This is a genomic window from Pullulanibacillus camelliae, from assembly GCF_014642655.1.
Taxonomy (GTDB): Bacteria; Bacillota; Bacilli; order Bacillales; family Sporolactobacillaceae; genus Pullulanibacillus; species Pullulanibacillus camelliae.
Genome location: NZ_BMIR01000036.1, coordinates 1 through 15410 on the forward strand (window position 1 = coordinate 1; position 15410 = coordinate 15410).

21 protein-coding genes and 1 riboswitch are annotated in these 15410 nt (G+C 39.6%); of the genes, 11 read left to right on the top strand and 10 right to left on the bottom strand.

The window, feature by feature from the left end; translation table 11 throughout:
* Positions 1 to 592: 592 nt before the first annotated feature.
* Positions 593 to 994 carry a thiol-disulfide oxidoreductase DCC family protein gene (locus tag IEW82_RS19380; RefSeq protein ID WP_188698942.1) on the bottom strand — a complete coding sequence of 134 codons (402 nt, stop codon included), beginning with the start codon at positions 992 to 994 and terminating at the stop codon, positions 593 to 595.
* Between the two features lie 665 nt (positions 995 to 1659).
* On the opposite strand from IEW82_RS19380, the gene IEW82_RS19385 reads away from it, so the two are divergent.
* From IEW82_RS19385 to IEW82_RS19395, 3 genes are all read left to right on the top strand, one after another.
* Positions 1660 to 1758, top strand: a complete 99-nt coding sequence (locus tag IEW82_RS19385) for a YjcZ family sporulation protein (RefSeq protein ID WP_188698944.1) — start codon at positions 1660 to 1662, stop codon at positions 1756 to 1758.
* Between the two features lie 67 nt (positions 1759 to 1825).
* Entirely contained in the window at positions 1826 to 1924 is a 99-nt protein-coding gene (locus IEW82_RS19390; RefSeq protein ID WP_188497761.1) for a YjcZ family sporulation protein, read from the top strand.
* Between the two features lie 73 nt (positions 1925 to 1997).
* Positions 1998 to 2096, top strand: a complete 99-nt coding sequence (locus IEW82_RS19395; RefSeq protein WP_188698946.1) for a YjcZ family sporulation protein — start codon at positions 1998 to 2000, stop codon at positions 2094 to 2096.
* A gap of 424 nt (positions 2097 to 2520) precedes the next feature.
* On the opposite strand, the gene IEW82_RS19400 is transcribed toward IEW82_RS19395, so the two are convergent.
* Positions 2521 to 2853 carry a MerR family transcriptional regulator gene (locus IEW82_RS19400; protein WP_188698949.1) on the bottom strand — a complete coding sequence of 111 codons (333 nt, stop codon included), beginning with the start codon at positions 2851 to 2853 and terminating at the stop codon, positions 2521 to 2523.
* Between the two features lie 282 nt (positions 2854 to 3135).
* On the opposite strand from IEW82_RS19400, the gene ykzB reads away from it, so the two are divergent.
* Positions 3136 to 3273, top strand: coding sequence for a protein YkzB (gene ykzB, locus IEW82_RS19405; protein WP_188698982.1), 138 nt, complete (start codon positions 3136 to 3138; stop codon positions 3271 to 3273).
* 36 nt (positions 3274 to 3309) lie between these two features.
* Positions 3310 to 3492: a Fur-regulated basic protein FbpA gene (locus IEW82_RS19410; RefSeq protein WP_188698951.1), complete on the top strand. Its 183-nt coding sequence runs from the start codon at positions 3310 to 3312 to the stop codon at positions 3490 to 3492.
* 97 nt (positions 3493 to 3589) lie between these two features.
* Here the strand turns inward: IEW82_RS19410 and IEW82_RS19415 are convergent, their stop codons facing one another.
* The 3 genes from IEW82_RS19415 to IEW82_RS19425 all read right to left on the bottom strand — a co-directional run bounded on the left by IEW82_RS19415 (position 3590) and on the right by IEW82_RS19425 (position 6332).
* Positions 3590 to 3946: a DUF2680 domain-containing protein gene (locus IEW82_RS19415; RefSeq protein ID WP_188698954.1), complete on the bottom strand. Its 357-nt coding sequence runs from the start codon at positions 3944 to 3946 to the stop codon at positions 3590 to 3592.
* A gap of 74 nt (positions 3947 to 4020) precedes the next feature.
* Positions 4021 to 4989 (bottom strand): ring-cleaving dioxygenase, encoded by a 969-nt coding sequence (locus tag IEW82_RS19420; RefSeq protein ID WP_188698956.1) that lies wholly within the window; start codon positions 4987 to 4989, stop codon positions 4021 to 4023.
* A gap of 212 nt (positions 4990 to 5201) precedes the next feature.
* Positions 5202 to 6332: an EAL domain-containing protein gene (locus tag IEW82_RS19425; RefSeq protein ID WP_188698958.1), complete on the bottom strand. Its 1131-nt coding sequence runs from the start codon at positions 6330 to 6332 to the stop codon at positions 5202 to 5204.
* Between the two features lie 143 nt (positions 6333 to 6475).
* Positions 6476 to 6559, bottom strand: a riboswitch (cyclic di-GMP riboswitch).
* A 312-nt stretch (positions 6560 to 6871) separates the two neighbouring features.
* Between IEW82_RS19425 and IEW82_RS19430 the strand changes: the two genes are divergently transcribed.
* Together IEW82_RS19430 and IEW82_RS19435 are read left to right on the top strand one after the other, a co-directional pair.
* Positions 6872 to 7045 (top strand): hypothetical protein, encoded by a 174-nt coding sequence (locus tag IEW82_RS19430; protein ID WP_188698960.1) that lies wholly within the window; start codon positions 6872 to 6874, stop codon positions 7043 to 7045.
* 127 nt (positions 7046 to 7172) lie between these two features.
* On the top strand, positions 7173 to 7610 hold the full coding sequence (locus tag IEW82_RS19435) for a YndM family protein (RefSeq protein WP_188698980.1): 438 nt from the start codon (positions 7173 to 7175) through the stop codon (positions 7608 to 7610).
* A 65-nt stretch (positions 7611 to 7675) separates the two neighbouring features.
* Here the strand turns inward: IEW82_RS19435 and IEW82_RS19440 are convergent, their stop codons facing one another.
* Positions 7676 to 8146 carry a CBO0543 family protein gene (locus IEW82_RS19440; RefSeq protein WP_188698962.1) on the bottom strand — a complete coding sequence of 157 codons (471 nt, stop codon included), beginning with the start codon at positions 8144 to 8146 and terminating at the stop codon, positions 7676 to 7678.
* Between the two features lie 149 nt (positions 8147 to 8295).
* On the opposite strand from IEW82_RS19440, the gene IEW82_RS19445 reads away from it, so the two are divergent.
* Positions 8296 to 8904, top strand: coding sequence for a manganese efflux pump (locus IEW82_RS19445; RefSeq protein ID WP_188698964.1), 609 nt, complete (start codon positions 8296 to 8298; stop codon positions 8902 to 8904).
* 895 nt (positions 8905 to 9799) lie between these two features.
* Here IEW82_RS19445 and IEW82_RS19450 read toward each other — a convergent pair.
* A complete protein-coding gene (locus IEW82_RS19450; protein WP_188698966.1) occupies positions 9800 to 9949 on the bottom strand; it encodes a sporulation histidine kinase inhibitor Sda in 150 nt (49 codons plus the stop codon).
* A 210-nt stretch (positions 9950 to 10159) separates the two neighbouring features.
* Here IEW82_RS19450 and IEW82_RS19455 point away from each other — a divergent pair, with 210 nt between their 5' ends.
* Positions 10160 to 10519: a DUF4183 domain-containing protein gene (locus tag IEW82_RS19455; RefSeq protein WP_188698968.1), complete on the top strand. Its 360-nt coding sequence runs from the start codon at positions 10160 to 10162 to the stop codon at positions 10517 to 10519.
* A 121-nt stretch (positions 10520 to 10640) separates the two neighbouring features.
* Positions 10641 to 11024: a DUF4183 domain-containing protein gene (locus tag IEW82_RS19460; protein ID WP_188698970.1), complete on the top strand. Its 384-nt coding sequence runs from the start codon at positions 10641 to 10643 to the stop codon at positions 11022 to 11024.
* A gap of 78 nt (positions 11025 to 11102) precedes the next feature.
* Here IEW82_RS19460 and abrB read toward each other — a convergent pair whose 3' ends face one another.
* The gene (gene abrB / locus IEW82_RS19465; RefSeq protein WP_188698973.1) at positions 11103 to 11396 is read right to left on the bottom strand and encodes a transition state genes transcriptional regulator AbrB; all 294 of its coding nucleotides are present in this window, start codon (positions 11394 to 11396) and stop codon (positions 11103 to 11105) included.
* Between the two features lie 135 nt (positions 11397 to 11531).
* Positions 11532 to 12815 carry a VTT domain-containing protein gene (locus IEW82_RS19470; protein WP_188698975.1) on the bottom strand — a complete coding sequence of 428 codons (1284 nt, stop codon included), beginning with the start codon at positions 12813 to 12815 and terminating at the stop codon, positions 11532 to 11534.
* 257 nt (positions 12816 to 13072) lie between these two features.
* On the opposite strand from IEW82_RS19470, the gene IEW82_RS19475 reads away from it, so the two are divergent.
* Positions 13073 to 14269, top strand: a complete 1197-nt coding sequence (locus tag IEW82_RS19475) for an MFS transporter (RefSeq protein ID WP_188698976.1) — start codon at positions 13073 to 13075, stop codon at positions 14267 to 14269.
* 58 nt (positions 14270 to 14327) lie between these two features.
* Here IEW82_RS19475 and IEW82_RS19480 read toward each other — a convergent pair whose 3' ends face one another.
* Positions 14328 to 15089 carry a TrmB family transcriptional regulator gene (locus tag IEW82_RS19480; protein WP_188698978.1) on the bottom strand — a complete coding sequence of 254 codons (762 nt, stop codon included), beginning with the start codon at positions 15087 to 15089 and terminating at the stop codon, positions 14328 to 14330.
* Between the last annotated feature and the right edge of the window lie 321 nt (positions 15090 to 15410).

The following is a 15410-nucleotide window of genomic DNA, read 5'->3' on the forward strand; positions in this document are numbered from 1 at the left end:
TCTACGATGTATTTGCTCTGGTAGGCATACATTTATGATAGAGTGCCTCTTCTTTTTTGGCTAGGATTTTGTAGAAATACCACCGAGAACTATTTTACACATACTGCATATTCTTAAAAAAACTTAACATAATTCTGTGGCAATGCTCCGCGGTCAGACCCTTTGCCAGATAATCACAAGCTATTAGGCACATTTAAAAGAGGCTGAAGCAGAAGTCTTCAGCTCATAGAGAATCCGAACGCATTCACAATTTTGAAGGTATGCGTTCGGACTTTTAAGTGAGTGATGAAGCGCCCCGTCAAACTACTCGCTTGCCGCGGGCACCGCCTCAGCTCATTTGGGAATGGTTTTGTCTGTGTTCCAAAGTATTGATGAATAAAAATCCCCTGTTCCTGCGTCTACGCGTATGGCTTCGAAGTCGACTTTCTCGGAACAACTCGACGTTTATTCGAGAAGTAACGCTGGCCTCGTTCCCGCAGGCGTCTCCGTATTTTGACTACGCTTCCCGTTTCCTTCGTTCCTTTAAATCTTAGCGTTCGGTATGAGGGGGATCTCTTTTCATGTTGTCCCACCCTCACGTCTTAAAACTTTTTTATGGTTTCTTGTCTTGCCTTAATGAACAGCTGTCCCCTTCACATTGACCAACAGGTATGATCTTTCGTCTATTGGCAATGGCCTGATAGATTCGTTCCCCCACCCCTATTTTAATTGCACACCAAACGAGAGGTGAAAAAGCACGGTAGCGAGGAATGCGTTTTATCATCTGATGGACTGTATCTATCCCTGAGTAAGACTGCTTATCTTCATATCTGATCGCATAAATTTTCTTGTCTACCTGCTTGTCCCACAAGTGATAGCGATTCATAGTCAATGGATCACGAAAAGTCATAAAATTGATTTTCCCATTATAATCATGCTGCTTAATCACCTGCATCGCACGAGTACAAAGAGGACACCAACTATCATAGAAAACAAGAAGCTCTGGAGCACGCATCTTTCAGGATCCTTTCTCCTAAAAACATTTCTGACTGCTCATCCGATCCTATCGCTTCTTATAGTATAAATAACTTTTGGTTCTCCCTCAACAAAAGACATTCATAAAAGGCAAGTGAAACTAAAATGGGTTTACCTCAATGGCTAGAGCTATAATCCCTGATACAATGGCCACTCCTACAATATTCATAAAAAAGTCACCTTTAGTCATTTTACGTTCATCTGTATGTTGGTTCATTCTCATCACCCCATCCTCATAAATTTGTTATTTATAGTTTTCCACCTTAACCCTTTTTTAAACCTCTAAAGGTATATGTCCCCCATAAATAGGTCTTTTTGCTTATAAAGCTACTGAAGCCTATTCATTTATTAAAACGTTATGCTATGCAGATGAAAAAAAGACCATCAAAATAGGATTATTTGAATGGTTTCTTATAAGCGCCCAAACAAAAAAATTGATCCGACATATGATGCTAATGTTACAGCGCGCTAAAGAAAATCAGTCATTCACTCCAAACAGCGTTCGATGTGGAGCTTTTACAGCTTTAGACAAATTGTAGTCCGTTTAGGAGCTCGCCTAATTTTCTTCATTTGTGATAAGCGCCTATAACACCTTGGCTTATTCTTGCGTAAACTATAGTGAAAGCTTTGAAGGAGGGATAACGAATGGGATATTCAGCTGGCGGCGGCTATGGCGCAGGCTTTGCCCTAATCGTTGTTTTGTTCATTTTATTAATTATTGTTGGTGCAGCCTACGTCTATTAATCTCTCAGGCTATAAAGCAATGAATAAAATGTAAAACTTATCTTTCAAAACAAGGAGGTAACCCAATATGTCCTATGCAGCTGGTGGCGGCTACGGAGCAGGCTTTGCTCTGATCGTTGTATTGTTCATTCTGTTAATCATTGTTGGTGCAGCCTACGTTTATTAATCACTCTTTTCACATGAAAGAGCATCCAGCAATCTAACAGTTAGCATCTTTCAGATTAAGGAGGTCATTCAACATGTCCTACGCATCTGGTGGCGGCTACGGAGCAGGTTTTGCTTTAATCGTTGTTTTGTTCATTCTTCTCATCATCGTCGGCGTTTCCTACGTTTACTAAGAACAAATAACGAGTGGATTCAATAAAAAGAAAAGGTATCTCCAAAATTCTTTGGGGATACCTTTTCTTTGCACACCTTCTCGGGAAGCCTCATTAAAAAGCAAACGTTACACTGAGGCTATTGCTTCTAATTGACGTGTTATGATGCTGAAATGCACGCACTCGCTCCACTTGTAGAACCATTTAAGTGCAATGATATAAAACGCGACGTGTCCTTACTCGCTTTCACTTGATATTCCTGATGTACTTTTCCAAAACCTACCCTCAGTTGGCAAAAGCCAAAGCCCGAACTTATAAGAGCTTCCGCTAAGTTATAAATTCCAACGTTATAAAAAAGACGAAGCTGACCGCCATTTTCACATGACCGTTGACTTCGTCTTCTTTATTTCTTTGCCATCTCCCTATCTCCCTCTGTGTTATCTTCTTAACGAATGGACCCTTTATGAAATTGTGCATTAAGCTGGCCCTTTATCATGGTATTTCTTAAGCTTTCTTCTGAATTTTTCTCTTTTCTTTTCAACAGTTCCTTCCTGATTTCAGCGGTTTGAATCCCATCCTCCATTTTATTGGCGATTTCCATCAAGCTCTCGACATCGGAAAAACTATATTTGCGGTTTCCTTTATCGGTGCGCTGAGGAAAGATGAGTTTGCGCTCTTCATAATAACGTATTTGCCGCTCACTTAATCCCGTTAATTCACACACTGTGCCAATAGGCATCACTTTTTTATGAAGATAAGAATGATCTTGAGAAGCCACCCGTTCTCCCCCTTACTGAAAAAGAATAGTCAACGTTTTAAATGTCAATTACAATCACTTCAGTCTAGACCAAGGGTCATGACCATTGTACATATAACTATACAGGATGAATGAGTATTTTTGTCCGTTTATGTAAGTTTTTCTTACATCATAAAAATTCACCTGCTCAAATTCTATGTTAGGTTTTATAACAACATTGTAGAAGTCGTGGCGAATCCTCCATAAAATATAAACAACATTAACATTTCACTTGGACTGATGGATAGGAGAGGGGTGAACTTCTTGAGCCAGGATACTGCCTTGTCACTAGCCCAAAAGATCATTCAATTAGATATGCTACGTGATGAATTATACGAACAACTCATACTTATTAGTGGAAATCAAGCTGCTGACATATTAAGAGTCGCCCAAAATGCTTGAAATGACCTTAAGCTATCTGAAGGGAGGAAAAATGAAGTGTCCAAACATTTACGCGCCAGCGTAGAAAAGCAAAAGCAATATTATATAAATTTATTGATTGATACCGGCGTATTTAAACTCAAGGATCAACAGCTTCATGAATACACTTTAACAGAGCTTGAGACAGAATATAAGCGGATTGCTCATATGCAAAAATTAGAAAAAGCAACATCCTCTTAACTTGTGGATGAACGGGTTCTAGTGACTCACTCCGCTTTTGCCCCATATCAATAAAGAAGCAGACTGCGTTCTCCTCACAGTCTGCTTCTTTATGTACTTATTCTTCTTTTTCATGGCGCGGATGGAAATCATGATGATGCTGGTGGTGCCCAAAGCCATAGCCTGACTCTCCGAGATGTTTCATGTGTTCATCCAAATGTGACAGAATTTCTTTCCCCTTTGCCTTGGGAATCACACCATATTCTACATATTTCTGAATCAACGCCTTTTTCTGTTGTAAAATATTTTTTTGAAGCTTGGTGATTTCATTTTTTTGTTGTTGTGTTAATTGAATTCGTCCTTGAGGCGATTGCGATTGTGTTGCGGAATGCTCCTCTTGCGCATGAGCTGTAACGCCAACAAAGGCGAGTGCAAAGCACAGCGCTATAAAACTGTTAGTTATTTTTTTCAACATATGTTAACCCTCCTTTCTTTTTAGCATTTAACAAATCTTTCAAATTATGCATGTTTCACTCATCTTCAGCACAATTAAAAGCTAAGCGGCTTGAGCTTGGCCTCAATCGCCTCACGATTGGGTTCTAAAAAGGGAGGTAAAGCCAGCGCTTCTCCTAAATGAGCCTTATCCTCATCTGTTGCAAAGCCCGGTCCGTCCGTTGCTAATTCAAATAAAATACCATTGGGTTCTCTAAAATAAAGCGAGTGGAAATAAAAGCGGTCCACATAGCCTGAATTGTTGAACTGATACTGGTTGATTCGCTTTATCCATTCTTGAAGCTCCTCATCGCTCGCCACTCGAAAGGCTACATGATGAACACCACCTCTGCCTAAACGCTGGCGCGGTAAATCCTTTCGTTCCTCAAGATGCACTTCCGCTCCTGTCCCCCCTTGTCCCATTTCATAAACCAGAATATCCGGTTGCCCCTCAACATCAGAGGCATAGCTCCCTTTCTTTGTTAACCCTAGAACGTCGGTTAACACTCGTTCTGTTGCCTTCACTTCTGGAACCGTTAATGTGACAGGACCCAGACCAACAATAGCATGCTCTTTTGAAACAGAACTTTTATCCCAAGGTTTCCCTCCTGGAACCCCTTTTAAATTGGTCTCATCCGATACAAGAATTAGCCGCTGTCCTTCTGGATCCTTGAATCTTAAACTTTTCCTACCATAGGCTCTCGTGATCTCACCATGTGCAACATTCAACATTTTAAAACGCTGTTGCCAAAAGTCTAATGCCTGATCGCTTTGTACCCTTAGCGCGAGCTCAGAAATACTGTTATTGCCATCATGATTTCGTGCTGCCATCGGAATCTCAAAGAATGTGAATTCAGTCCCTGGACTGCCTATTTCATCACCGTAAAAAAGGTGATAAACAGAAGTATCATCTTGATTGACCGTTTTTTTAATTAAACGCATGCCGAGAACCTCGGTATAAAAATGAAAATTTTCTACCGCATTGGCGGTTATTGAAGATACGTGATGAAGCCCCTTTAATTGCATCGCTCTATCCCCTTTGCATTTGCTATCTGGCGAGAGGAATACCTCTTCACAGAAATTATTTTTAATCCTAATACACTTAATTAAAATATCTCGAATTAAGGATAATTGATAAAAAATCATTTGTCAATCTTAATCTCTGCATAGACATCGCTTTGTCTTTGCTTTATCCCTCTAATCATATAAAAAGTCACATGAAAACACGCCTTGCTTCTTCATGTGACTTTACTTAATTCTAATGAATTGATTAATTGACAAAGTGTTATCTCCTGCTGTTTACTTAAACTTTGATATTCTAGCCCATAAGCAATCAAATCTTTTTTTGAATGAGCCTCTTTTCTTATAATTCTACCTGGGAGCTCAAAAAACTCATGATTATGCGAGAATTGAACCTTCACCAACACCTTATGTTGCACAGGTAAATCCAGTTGGCAAAAAAATTTTAGACCACCTAAGCTAATGTCGCTGAGTTGTGCGAGGACAGATTTATTTTTTAGAATTTGCAGCTTCGGTTGTCCAAAGTCTAAAAAAGTGACTTTACACTCTTTACTACCAAATTTTTCACGTCGGAATCTTCGGCGATCCTCCATTTGACCAGGAGGCAAGGTCTTCAACCGTTCTCGCTCTTTGACCAAATTTGCGATGTTATCAGGTCGTCTTAAACCAAAGCCTTGCCCATAATGTAAGCCGATGGATCGAACTAGAGACAGCTCCGATTGCGTCTCTAATCCCTCAACAATTAACTTGCATTGATGCTCTTCACAGAAGTTCAAAAGCAATTTGAGCAGCCCTTGTTTCTTTTCAGACGATAATAGTCCTTTAACAAAATAGCGATCAAGCTTAATATAATTTGGATCAAGCTCAACAATTTTTTGAAAGTCGTGATATCCCTTTCCAAAATCGTCGATCGCTAATGAAGCCCCAAGCTCTTTTAACAATTTGATCACTTTCATTAATTGACTATAATTAGGGATGGCTTCACTTTCAAGGATTTCAAAAACAAGGTGTTGACTAGAAAACAATTCTTCATTAATAATATGTTTGATGAAAGATGGAAATTGTGGATGTAATAATGTTGACGGAAAAACATTAATAAACAAATTTCCGTCTTTCTCTGTGAAGCCCGCTGATTGATAGGTTAGCACAGCCTTATGTATGGAGCGTGAATCCAATTCATAGAGCTGTTTCTTTCTTTTCGCCCAATCAAAAAATTCCTCAGGATTTGTATACTTTTCTGTTCTAAATAAGACCTCATACCCCTCAATGCCGTGATCTGAGAGGTTATAAATCGGTTGATAGTGATGAAAAAATCGTTCTTCCTTAATAAAATTTTTTAAGGAAACCACGTTCTCCCTCCTTTACGATAGGGCATTAAAGAAAAACTTGGCCTTCGCGCTTCTAGAGAGCGTCAGCGAAAGGTTATACGTTCTGATAGTATAAAAAAAATGACCACACCGAATAGTGAGAGGTCATTTCGATACTCGCTTTCTTCGGTGACTCGGCGACCATAGGAAAATCCCTTAGGCCCGTAGTTTTGCGTCCTTATTTTTCAATAAGTTTGCCCGTTCGAAAAGTCTATTTTTTAAATTGTTAATCATATTTTACTACAAAATTTGACAAAAGTCTACAAATTATACTGCGATCTTAGTACAATACTATTTATAGATAAATTTCCAGTTTTATTAGAGCTGACCTTTTTTTCTCAGTTAAGGGTTTATTAATTGAGAAATTATTTATATACTAAATACACATGCACTTTTTATGAATATTATCTTCTTATCTATATGAAAAATACTTCCTCATTCATTGGACGCAATGATCTCTTAAATCCCTTTCATACTATCTGCTGAGTTTTAGACTATATTTTAAGGAAAGAGGATTGTCTATGATTTCAAAGACTGATTTAATGAAGGATATACTTTATCGAATTCGTCGACCACTGACTGACAAAGAATTTGAGTTTATCAAATGGATGTCAGAACTAAGTGAGGCCGATAAGCATAAAAATAAAGCTGAAATTTTTGACTTCAGTCAATATAAAAAAGAAGTAAATGAATGAGGTTGATGTTTTTACACACTCATGTGTTTTTTGCCTCCATTACCCCGAAACTGTCTTGAATAGACTATAGAAATGTATGAAATGCTTCATTTTATTTCATACTGTAGATAGAAACGGAGGTAATATGATGCAGCAAATAGGTATATTGTTAATAAAATGGTTAACTTGTATTCTTGCCTTTACCATTGCCTTAGACCTTTTCTTTAATGCCACTCTGATAGACATTCTATCTTTTAGTCTAGCCGTTACCCTTATTTCTTATTTTATCGGTGACCGCCTCATCTTACCGTTACTGGGCAATAGAATAGCCAGTATCTCTGATTTTATACTCACCTATGTTAGTGTTTGGGTATTCGGGTCGATCCTGTTAAACAATTATATGCAAGTGGCATGGGGAAGCTTGATTTCTGCAGTGCTGATCAGTTTTGCTGAAATTTTTATCCACCGCTTTATCCTTAACCATACGCCGAATAGAGAAGCTATACATAAACGATCAGTCAATGGGTTAGATTATAGTACAGAATTCAGTGAAGATCAGGATCCCGATAAAAAGAATAATGGATAGAATGTCGAAGCTAGAAATAACGGGAGCCACACATTGGTTTCCGTTTTTTCATGTCCCATGTTTTTTTAAGTGCGACTATCAGTATCCATTGCTTTGAGGCGTTTGATGAATAAAAATTGTCCGATTAATATCAAGAAGAGTAGTGGATAAATGGGAACAGAATAGATTAATTTCCATCCGTTATAGTAAAAGAGATGGGTTTGCACCGCCACCCATTCGTAAACAACCGAGAAGGCCGACCAGCCCAAAATATACCCCACCCTCTTATGTATAGATTTTCCTATTGGGTAGTAATTAAGGAAGAGAATATCAATCAAAGGATAGATCCCTAAGATAACAATTAAATCTTCATAGTCAGCGCTAAATGTTTTGAAATAGCCATATAAGTGATAGCGAAACTCCAGTAAATAGTCGACAATAAAATCCAACACGACAGCGAAAACCGCAGAAGTAAACATTTCAAGCTGTGAGATCCTTTTTTTTGATAGGATGACTAATACAAAAGCACTGATTAGTGTTGCTACTGCTAATATCATCGGAAATCCACTCACCCCTAGTACAGGACTATACATCCCTTAGTTTGCCATAATATATCCTTATTATTCTGGATAGGACATAGAGGTCAGCATTTCTTTTCACCAAAAAAGCACATCATGAATAGCGTATAGGCATAGGAGGAATGCCTATGCACCTTATAACTATCTTGCTCATCGGTATCATTGCCAATATTGATAATCTGGCTATCGGTTGTTCCTACGGACTTAAAAAAACTAAAATCTCCTTTACCTCTAACCTTATCATTGCCTTACTTTCCATGCTCTTTTCATTTCTTGCTCTTTTGGCAGGGCACTGGATAACGCATTCGATGACTTCTGATTTCGCCAATGCTCTAGGAGGATGCTTGCTCCTAATCATTGGTGGCTTCACGATAACCAGTACTTTTTTTGAGAGATCCAGCTCGTTTATTGAAAGCCAGTTGCCTTTTCTCAAGATCCTTTATCATCCGAAAAAAGCAGACCTTGATGAGAACCATCAGATCAGCTCAAAGGAAGCTTTACTATTGGGCTTCTCCCTTGCCTTAAATAGTATAACCACCAGTTTCAGTGTCGCTCTAACAGATTCTTCCTTTTTAATCTATACCCTCTCAATCGGTATTTTTTCATTCGCTTTTATCGCCTTTGGCGTCAAGGTGGGAGGCCTTTTACAAAATAAAATGGCGGGATTGGAATTATTAGCTCCCTTGCTTTCTGGGCTCTTGCTAATCCTCATCGGCTGCTTTGAAATGATCAGTTAGAGCTTACGTTTTCCATAAAATCAAGGAAAACCGGGCAAAGGCCTGGTCCTTGTCTAGGCATAGCGCATTATATATGGAAGGTGCTTCATGCATGGTCAAGTGGATTGGAGCGCAAGGCGCGAGAGATTCGGAACGCTTTAAAATCGTGTGTTCCTCGGACACCGCTGACTCACGATAAAATACTAGAGTTCTGCGTGAAGCGAGAGATCGGTAAGCCCCCGCGGAAAGCGAGTGGCCTGGAGCGGAATCGCGCATCGTCCTCATGATCAGAAATTTTATGCTTTTGTATAAAACAAACGTATTTCATCTAGTAGAACCTATATCGTCTTGTCAATACTGAACGAGGAAATACACGCTTGTCAAAAGTTTCATAGTAGATGGTGGCGACGCAAATGCGAAGCCACGGTGGTTTCTGACCTTTATAAAAAAAAGATAAGTCACAAGGACTTATCTTAAAGGGGGGAAGTAAACATCTTAAGTTAACGAACATCTATAATGTAACATGTCATACAAAAAAACCAGCAAATTATAAAAAATTCACATATTCTTGTCCAAACCATGACAAGCACCAAGAATTACAAGCTACTGATCACATGTCCCCCCTTTAAAACAAAGACCAGTGCGGTAGCTTTCTGATCAGTGGCGCCACCTATATCCTTTGCAATCAATAGATCATGGGGCTATGTCATTAGAAAGATTTTCTCAACTGTTTAGATTTTTTTACAAAACAAAAAAGAGCCCCTTCTAAGTAAGCTCTCAGAACAACAAAATCCGTGTGATACACTTCTATCCCATCCTTGAATAAGTATAAAATGTGCCCCACAAAAGCAGATAAGAGTATGAGTACAACTCAGCTTCTGACTCGTCACATGAGGGTGATAGTAAGCAAGTTTCTTTATATGTAATCCATTCGTGACTTGATCTGATCCTTCAAACGGCGACGATCAATTTCACTTTTTAACAAGCTGATAAAATCCGTATCAAGATTCATTTGTATTGCCTTATAATAGCTTTCTATTAACACTTCATCACTTAAGCTTTGCAACTGAAGCCCCCCAAAAAACCCTTTATAACTGGTTCTTTCTAAATTCAGCATAGATAATTATAACACAATTAAAGTCATTATATTATAAAATTATAAAGAAATTTTGAAAATGGCAAGAATGATCAAGGCCTTTATCCATCGCCTAGTCAACATTTTTATCCTTGCATACAATGGCCTATAAACACATGAAAAATATAAAGGTGGTTTCATATGAAGCCCATTCAAACACAGGCTGCCATCAGTGTCCCACCTACAGGATGTCCCCTTATCTTTCCTGGTATTTCCGATGATGTTAAGCCGCTCAACGTCCTTAAAGCGCAAACCTATACTTATTTCACCTTAGCAGATGAAAATAAACGGCTTTATACCGACGATGATGAGCTAAAAGCCTATGGAAAGCTAGGAATTCTTGATCCACAATGCGTCTCCTACTATAACTTGTATATTAATGGCATCCTCCAACCCGAATCCATATACCAAGTGAAAAAAGGCTGCTTATGGCTTCGCTCCAAGGATTTACCTCTAAAAGGCACGGTGATCAGCCTTCAATTTATTCTCATTTATTTCTAGGTAGCCAAATCCCCTTTTATATCGCTTAACTACTTTTGTAAATCAGGGAGTTCATCCATATCTTCATACCGTCTTACACATACAATACTATAAGGTCGGAATAGGAATGAGGTGAATAACGATGCCCCTGCAACTGATGAAATTATTTATTTCAGCTACTACAGAGACTACTGTGACTCCAGAAAACACCCGTTTCTTTTACGTCACATCAGCGCAAACAGACGCTGGGAGCACCCTCACCGTTGATGCTGCCAGCTTTTTCGCTGATGATGGCAGTGCAGTAACCGAATTACCCGAATTGGCAGCGGATAATAGCTATTTTAATGTCTACGTCAACGGTGTCTTACAAATGAATGGCCTTTCCACTTATACACCTGGAGCCACCGGTGTTGGCTCATTAGCGTTTGATGTCCCAGCAGACGGCGAGCCTATTCTTAGTGGTTCCCCGGTCGTCCTTGAAGTCGTCAACTACGCACCTGAATCCACCATTACCATTGACACATAACACTGAAATAGTATCCACACATCTTGCAAAAACAAAAGCACCTACATGCAACTCCTACATGTCAGGTGCTTTTCTCATCTATTCCTTTGATGAAGCCACTTGAAGATAATGATCAATTTCGTTTTTAACGATCTCTGCGCCCTCGCGGCTGAGAATGAGTTTTCCGTTAGAGAGAGATAAATTATCATCCGATACTTCACCAGTGATTTGACAGGTCATTGCAGGTTTATATTTTTTTAGAATAATTTTATCGCTGTCCATGTAGATTTCTAGTGGATCCTTGATTTCGATGCCAAGTGTACGTCTAAGTTCAATTGGAATCACAACGCGTCCAAGCTCATCAACCTTACGTACCACTCCAGTTGATTTCATATATGGTTTCACCTCCTATTTGCTTAGTTATTATAGGACATTCGATAAACATTTCAATTTTCCTGCCATAACCCATAAAATCCAGTAAAATTTTGACGATTTCGAATAGTGCCGGACAGCATATCTCCTATGACTTTATTTGTCCTCTTTTTTGAGTATCGATAAAAAGCGGAAAGTCTCAAGCGCTAAAAACATACCGCAAATCCACACTGCACTGAACACATAGCCCGCTATTAAATCACTCGGCAGCACGTGACCATACGTGCCACTAATAAAATAAGCAGCCAGAATAATGACAAAGAATAAGGTGGTCATCACACTGAACTGATAGTTGCGATGATGACGAATTAGCATAAATAAAAAGTAGCCTAAGGTGCACAACAAATACATTGAAGGCGCGTTAGGAAAGTCTGAACTGATGTGTGCACCTTGAAACAGAAATTGAAAAAGCCAATGAATCCCTTTGGAAAAGACAAAGACTCCGATTAATGTGATAAAAAAGAACAGGAGTTCCAAACCAATATGCTTCCTATTCACCACTATCCCAATAACAGTCAACAAAGCAATAATCCCTAGCACAAGCCAAGAAGAGAGATGATATATCCCGTTCATGATCCCTTGCCAGTGCGGGTTAAAGAGTGAGAAAACAATCGTGCCAACAATAGTATTAAAGTGAACAAATTCGTTGCTAATAAAATCCTGTACCATACCGACCATTAAGGTGAAAAATGTTACAAATAATGCAAGGATGGTTAAGATGAGTAATTTGATTTTTAAAAAGCTCTTAAACCGTTTAAATGTGGCATCGAAAATCAACCATAAAGCTTCCTTAAGATAGCGGCGATTTGCCTTTAATACAAAATAGCAAAGCACAACCATCCCAATTAAAATGCTGGCTAGTACCAACCATTTCTTAATCTCACCCTCATATTCCTCCCATTTTGGTCCCAAGGTATACCCTAGGAAAATGAAGGTGCTGACCCATGAAAATAAACCAATATATGAAAAGACCATGAACTGCCGAACAGGTAATTTAATGACGCCTGAAATAATACTGGCGATATGACGCACGCCAGGAATAAAAAACGAAAAGATTAACAGGATCTTCCCATATTTTTTATACCACTTTTCCATCGTTTCCATTTTTTCTGGACCCATATGAATATAGTGCCCATACTTTTTAAAGAATGGAGCGCCAAGCTTGTACCCAATCCAGTAGGAAACCGTCGCACCAACAGCTGCTCCACAGCCGGCAAAAAAAGTGGCAAGAATAATATTCATCTTACCTTGGAAAGAAAGCACACCAACATAGCTCATTAACGCTTCATTTGGAATCGGAAGAATAATAAGCTCTAACATTAAAGAAAAGAATATTACGATGTAGCCATATTGATCTAATAGATGCATTAACGCCGTCATACCCATACTCCCAACCCAAATTTTGATTACTTAGTATACGCCTTTTTCCTGCTTCCTGTCTATTTTTACTATAACACGTCCTCTAAGCTTGCGTGACAACAAAATGATCACCCTCAAGAGTAAAAGACCTTCGTTTTCAAATTCAGACTTGCTTCCCCTATTTACTTTATTTTCCTCTCACTATTATCCAATTCTTCCTTGCCCAACCGCCTATTTTAAGTTACCATTGCAGTGGTAACTTAAAACGGAGGGATAACATGAACAAACGCGTTTATCTACTCACAATGGTTTCATTCGTCGTTGGCATGGTCGAATTAATCATTGGTGGCATATTAGATCTCATTTCAAAGGATCTAGAAGTGAGCCTCGGCAAAACAGGCTTACTTATCACTGTTTTTTCACTCACCTTTGCCATCTCTTCGCCTGTGTTAATGACCTTGACTGCGCGTATAGAACGGAAACGCTTGACTTTAGTCGTCTTATTGATATTCTTTCTTGGAAACGTGATCGCTATTATAAGTCCCTCTTACGCTATTTTATTTTTTGCAAGAATTGTTTCAGCTTCAAGCGGCTCACTGCTTGTCGTGCTTTGCGTCACCATTGCCTCTAATATCGTCAGTGAAGCCTATCGCGCCCGGGCAATTGGCATTGTCTTTATGGGCATTAGTGCCTCACTTGTTCTTGGTGTTCCGATAGGCCTCTTGTTAGGCCAAGCTTTCGGCTGGCGTTCACCTTTTGTGATGATTGCGATATTGACGCTATTATCCATAGCGGGGGTCTATTTCCTTATGGATACCATTATGCCACAGCCCTCAATACCTTTCTTGCAACAAATGCGTACGCTAAAAAATAAAAAAGTGTTCTTCGCGCAATTGACAAGCTTCCTATTCCTCGCTGGACACTTAACTTTATACGCCTATCTCACTCCCTTTTTGGAAACCGAGCTCGGGCTTGGTGGAACTTGGGTGAGCATTGTTTACTTGATTTTTGGTATTGCAGCAGTGATCGGTGGTGGATTCGGAGGAACATTGGCAGATCGCATAGGAACAGTGCCAACACTGCTTTTGGTCATCGTCTTTTTTGCGCTCTCTATCTTTATTCTTCCTTACACAACCATGTCGTTGCCACTCTTTTTAATTGTCATGATGATTTGGAGTATGCTCAGTTGGGCAATTACTCCAGCCATGCAGAGCTATCTCATTGCTGCAGCTCCTGAAGCAGCGGACATTCAGCAAAGTCTGAATAACTCAGCTTTACATTTTGGCATTGCTTTCGGGTCAATGATTGGTGGACTCGTACTTGAACATCTGACGGTGAAAGACAATGCGACGTGCGGAGGCATTTTCGTCCTTTTCGCTCTCGGCACAGCGCTATTTTCAATCACACGTAAGCCAAAACACTCGCCCTCCGCCGGCTTTGACTCCTCTCAACAAAACATGACACACACGAATTAAAAGTGCCTCGAGCAAGTCTAGGGCACTTTTTCTTTTTGCCCACGATAAGCCGGCTCCTTTAATAACGCAGTTTCATTAATAAAGATCTGATCTCCCTGTCATTCATCAACGTTTCACCATGCTTTTCAGTGATCCTTGCTAAAGCGACATCATGATAGAAAAATTCTGTAAACACTTTAACAAAAGGCTTAGACAGCGTTGTTATTGCCTGCCAGGAGTGCTCTTCCTCCATACCAGCAAAAAGCACTTCTCTCTCATCAACAATGATCAAGCGAAATTGTTCTAATGATTGGTGTTCTTCTGCTGGTATAAGCGTATGAATAGTGGATAAATGCGTCTCAACCTCACCTACAACCAAAGCCTCTAACTGAATGCCCTGCTCTACCTTATCTTCTAATAGAGGGAGCACCTCGTAAAAATCATCCTTCCATAACGATAATCGGATGGATTGGTTCGCCTCCTTCACCAGCTGTCTGAACTGTGCTTTAATCGATGACTCAACCTTAAAGCTCCATACCCGTTCATCGTAAAAGGTCTTTTTAACCGCGTTATTTTTTAGCGTCTTGACATTATCCTCAAACTCAGTTGTTAATTTTTCAATGACCAGTTCCATAGGCAGGGCGGCATAGAGCTTTTTCTTTTCTGAAACCGAGCCCAGAACCATGCCTTTATCTATCAGTCGATCAATCACCTCATAGACCTTTGACCTAGGCACCCCCGAATATTTGACAATCGCTGTCGCGTCGAGTGCTGCCTCGCTTGTCACAAGGACTTCAAAGACTTTACTCTCGTATTGCGAAAACCCAAATTGTTGTAGCATAGTTCCTCCTGTACGTTATGTCTACGCCCTAACCTTAGCCGGGCAGAATCCCATTTTAGAACATTATATCGTCTCTCTGCACTTTGCCACTATCCTCGTTACATCTGTGGCTTCAGCGACCTCGTCTCTATATTTAAGAGGCTACCGCTCCCCCATCTCTTATTCTTAATTTAATAATAAAATAAAAGTGTTGAGATTGGAACTCTCTCTAAAAAATGGTTTGTGTCAAACTTTTCTCGGTACCCTATTCATCCCAGTATTTCTGGCACTCTAAATTTGTACGCTTTTCCAGCTACCGCGCGAATGTCTTCGCTTGGTTCC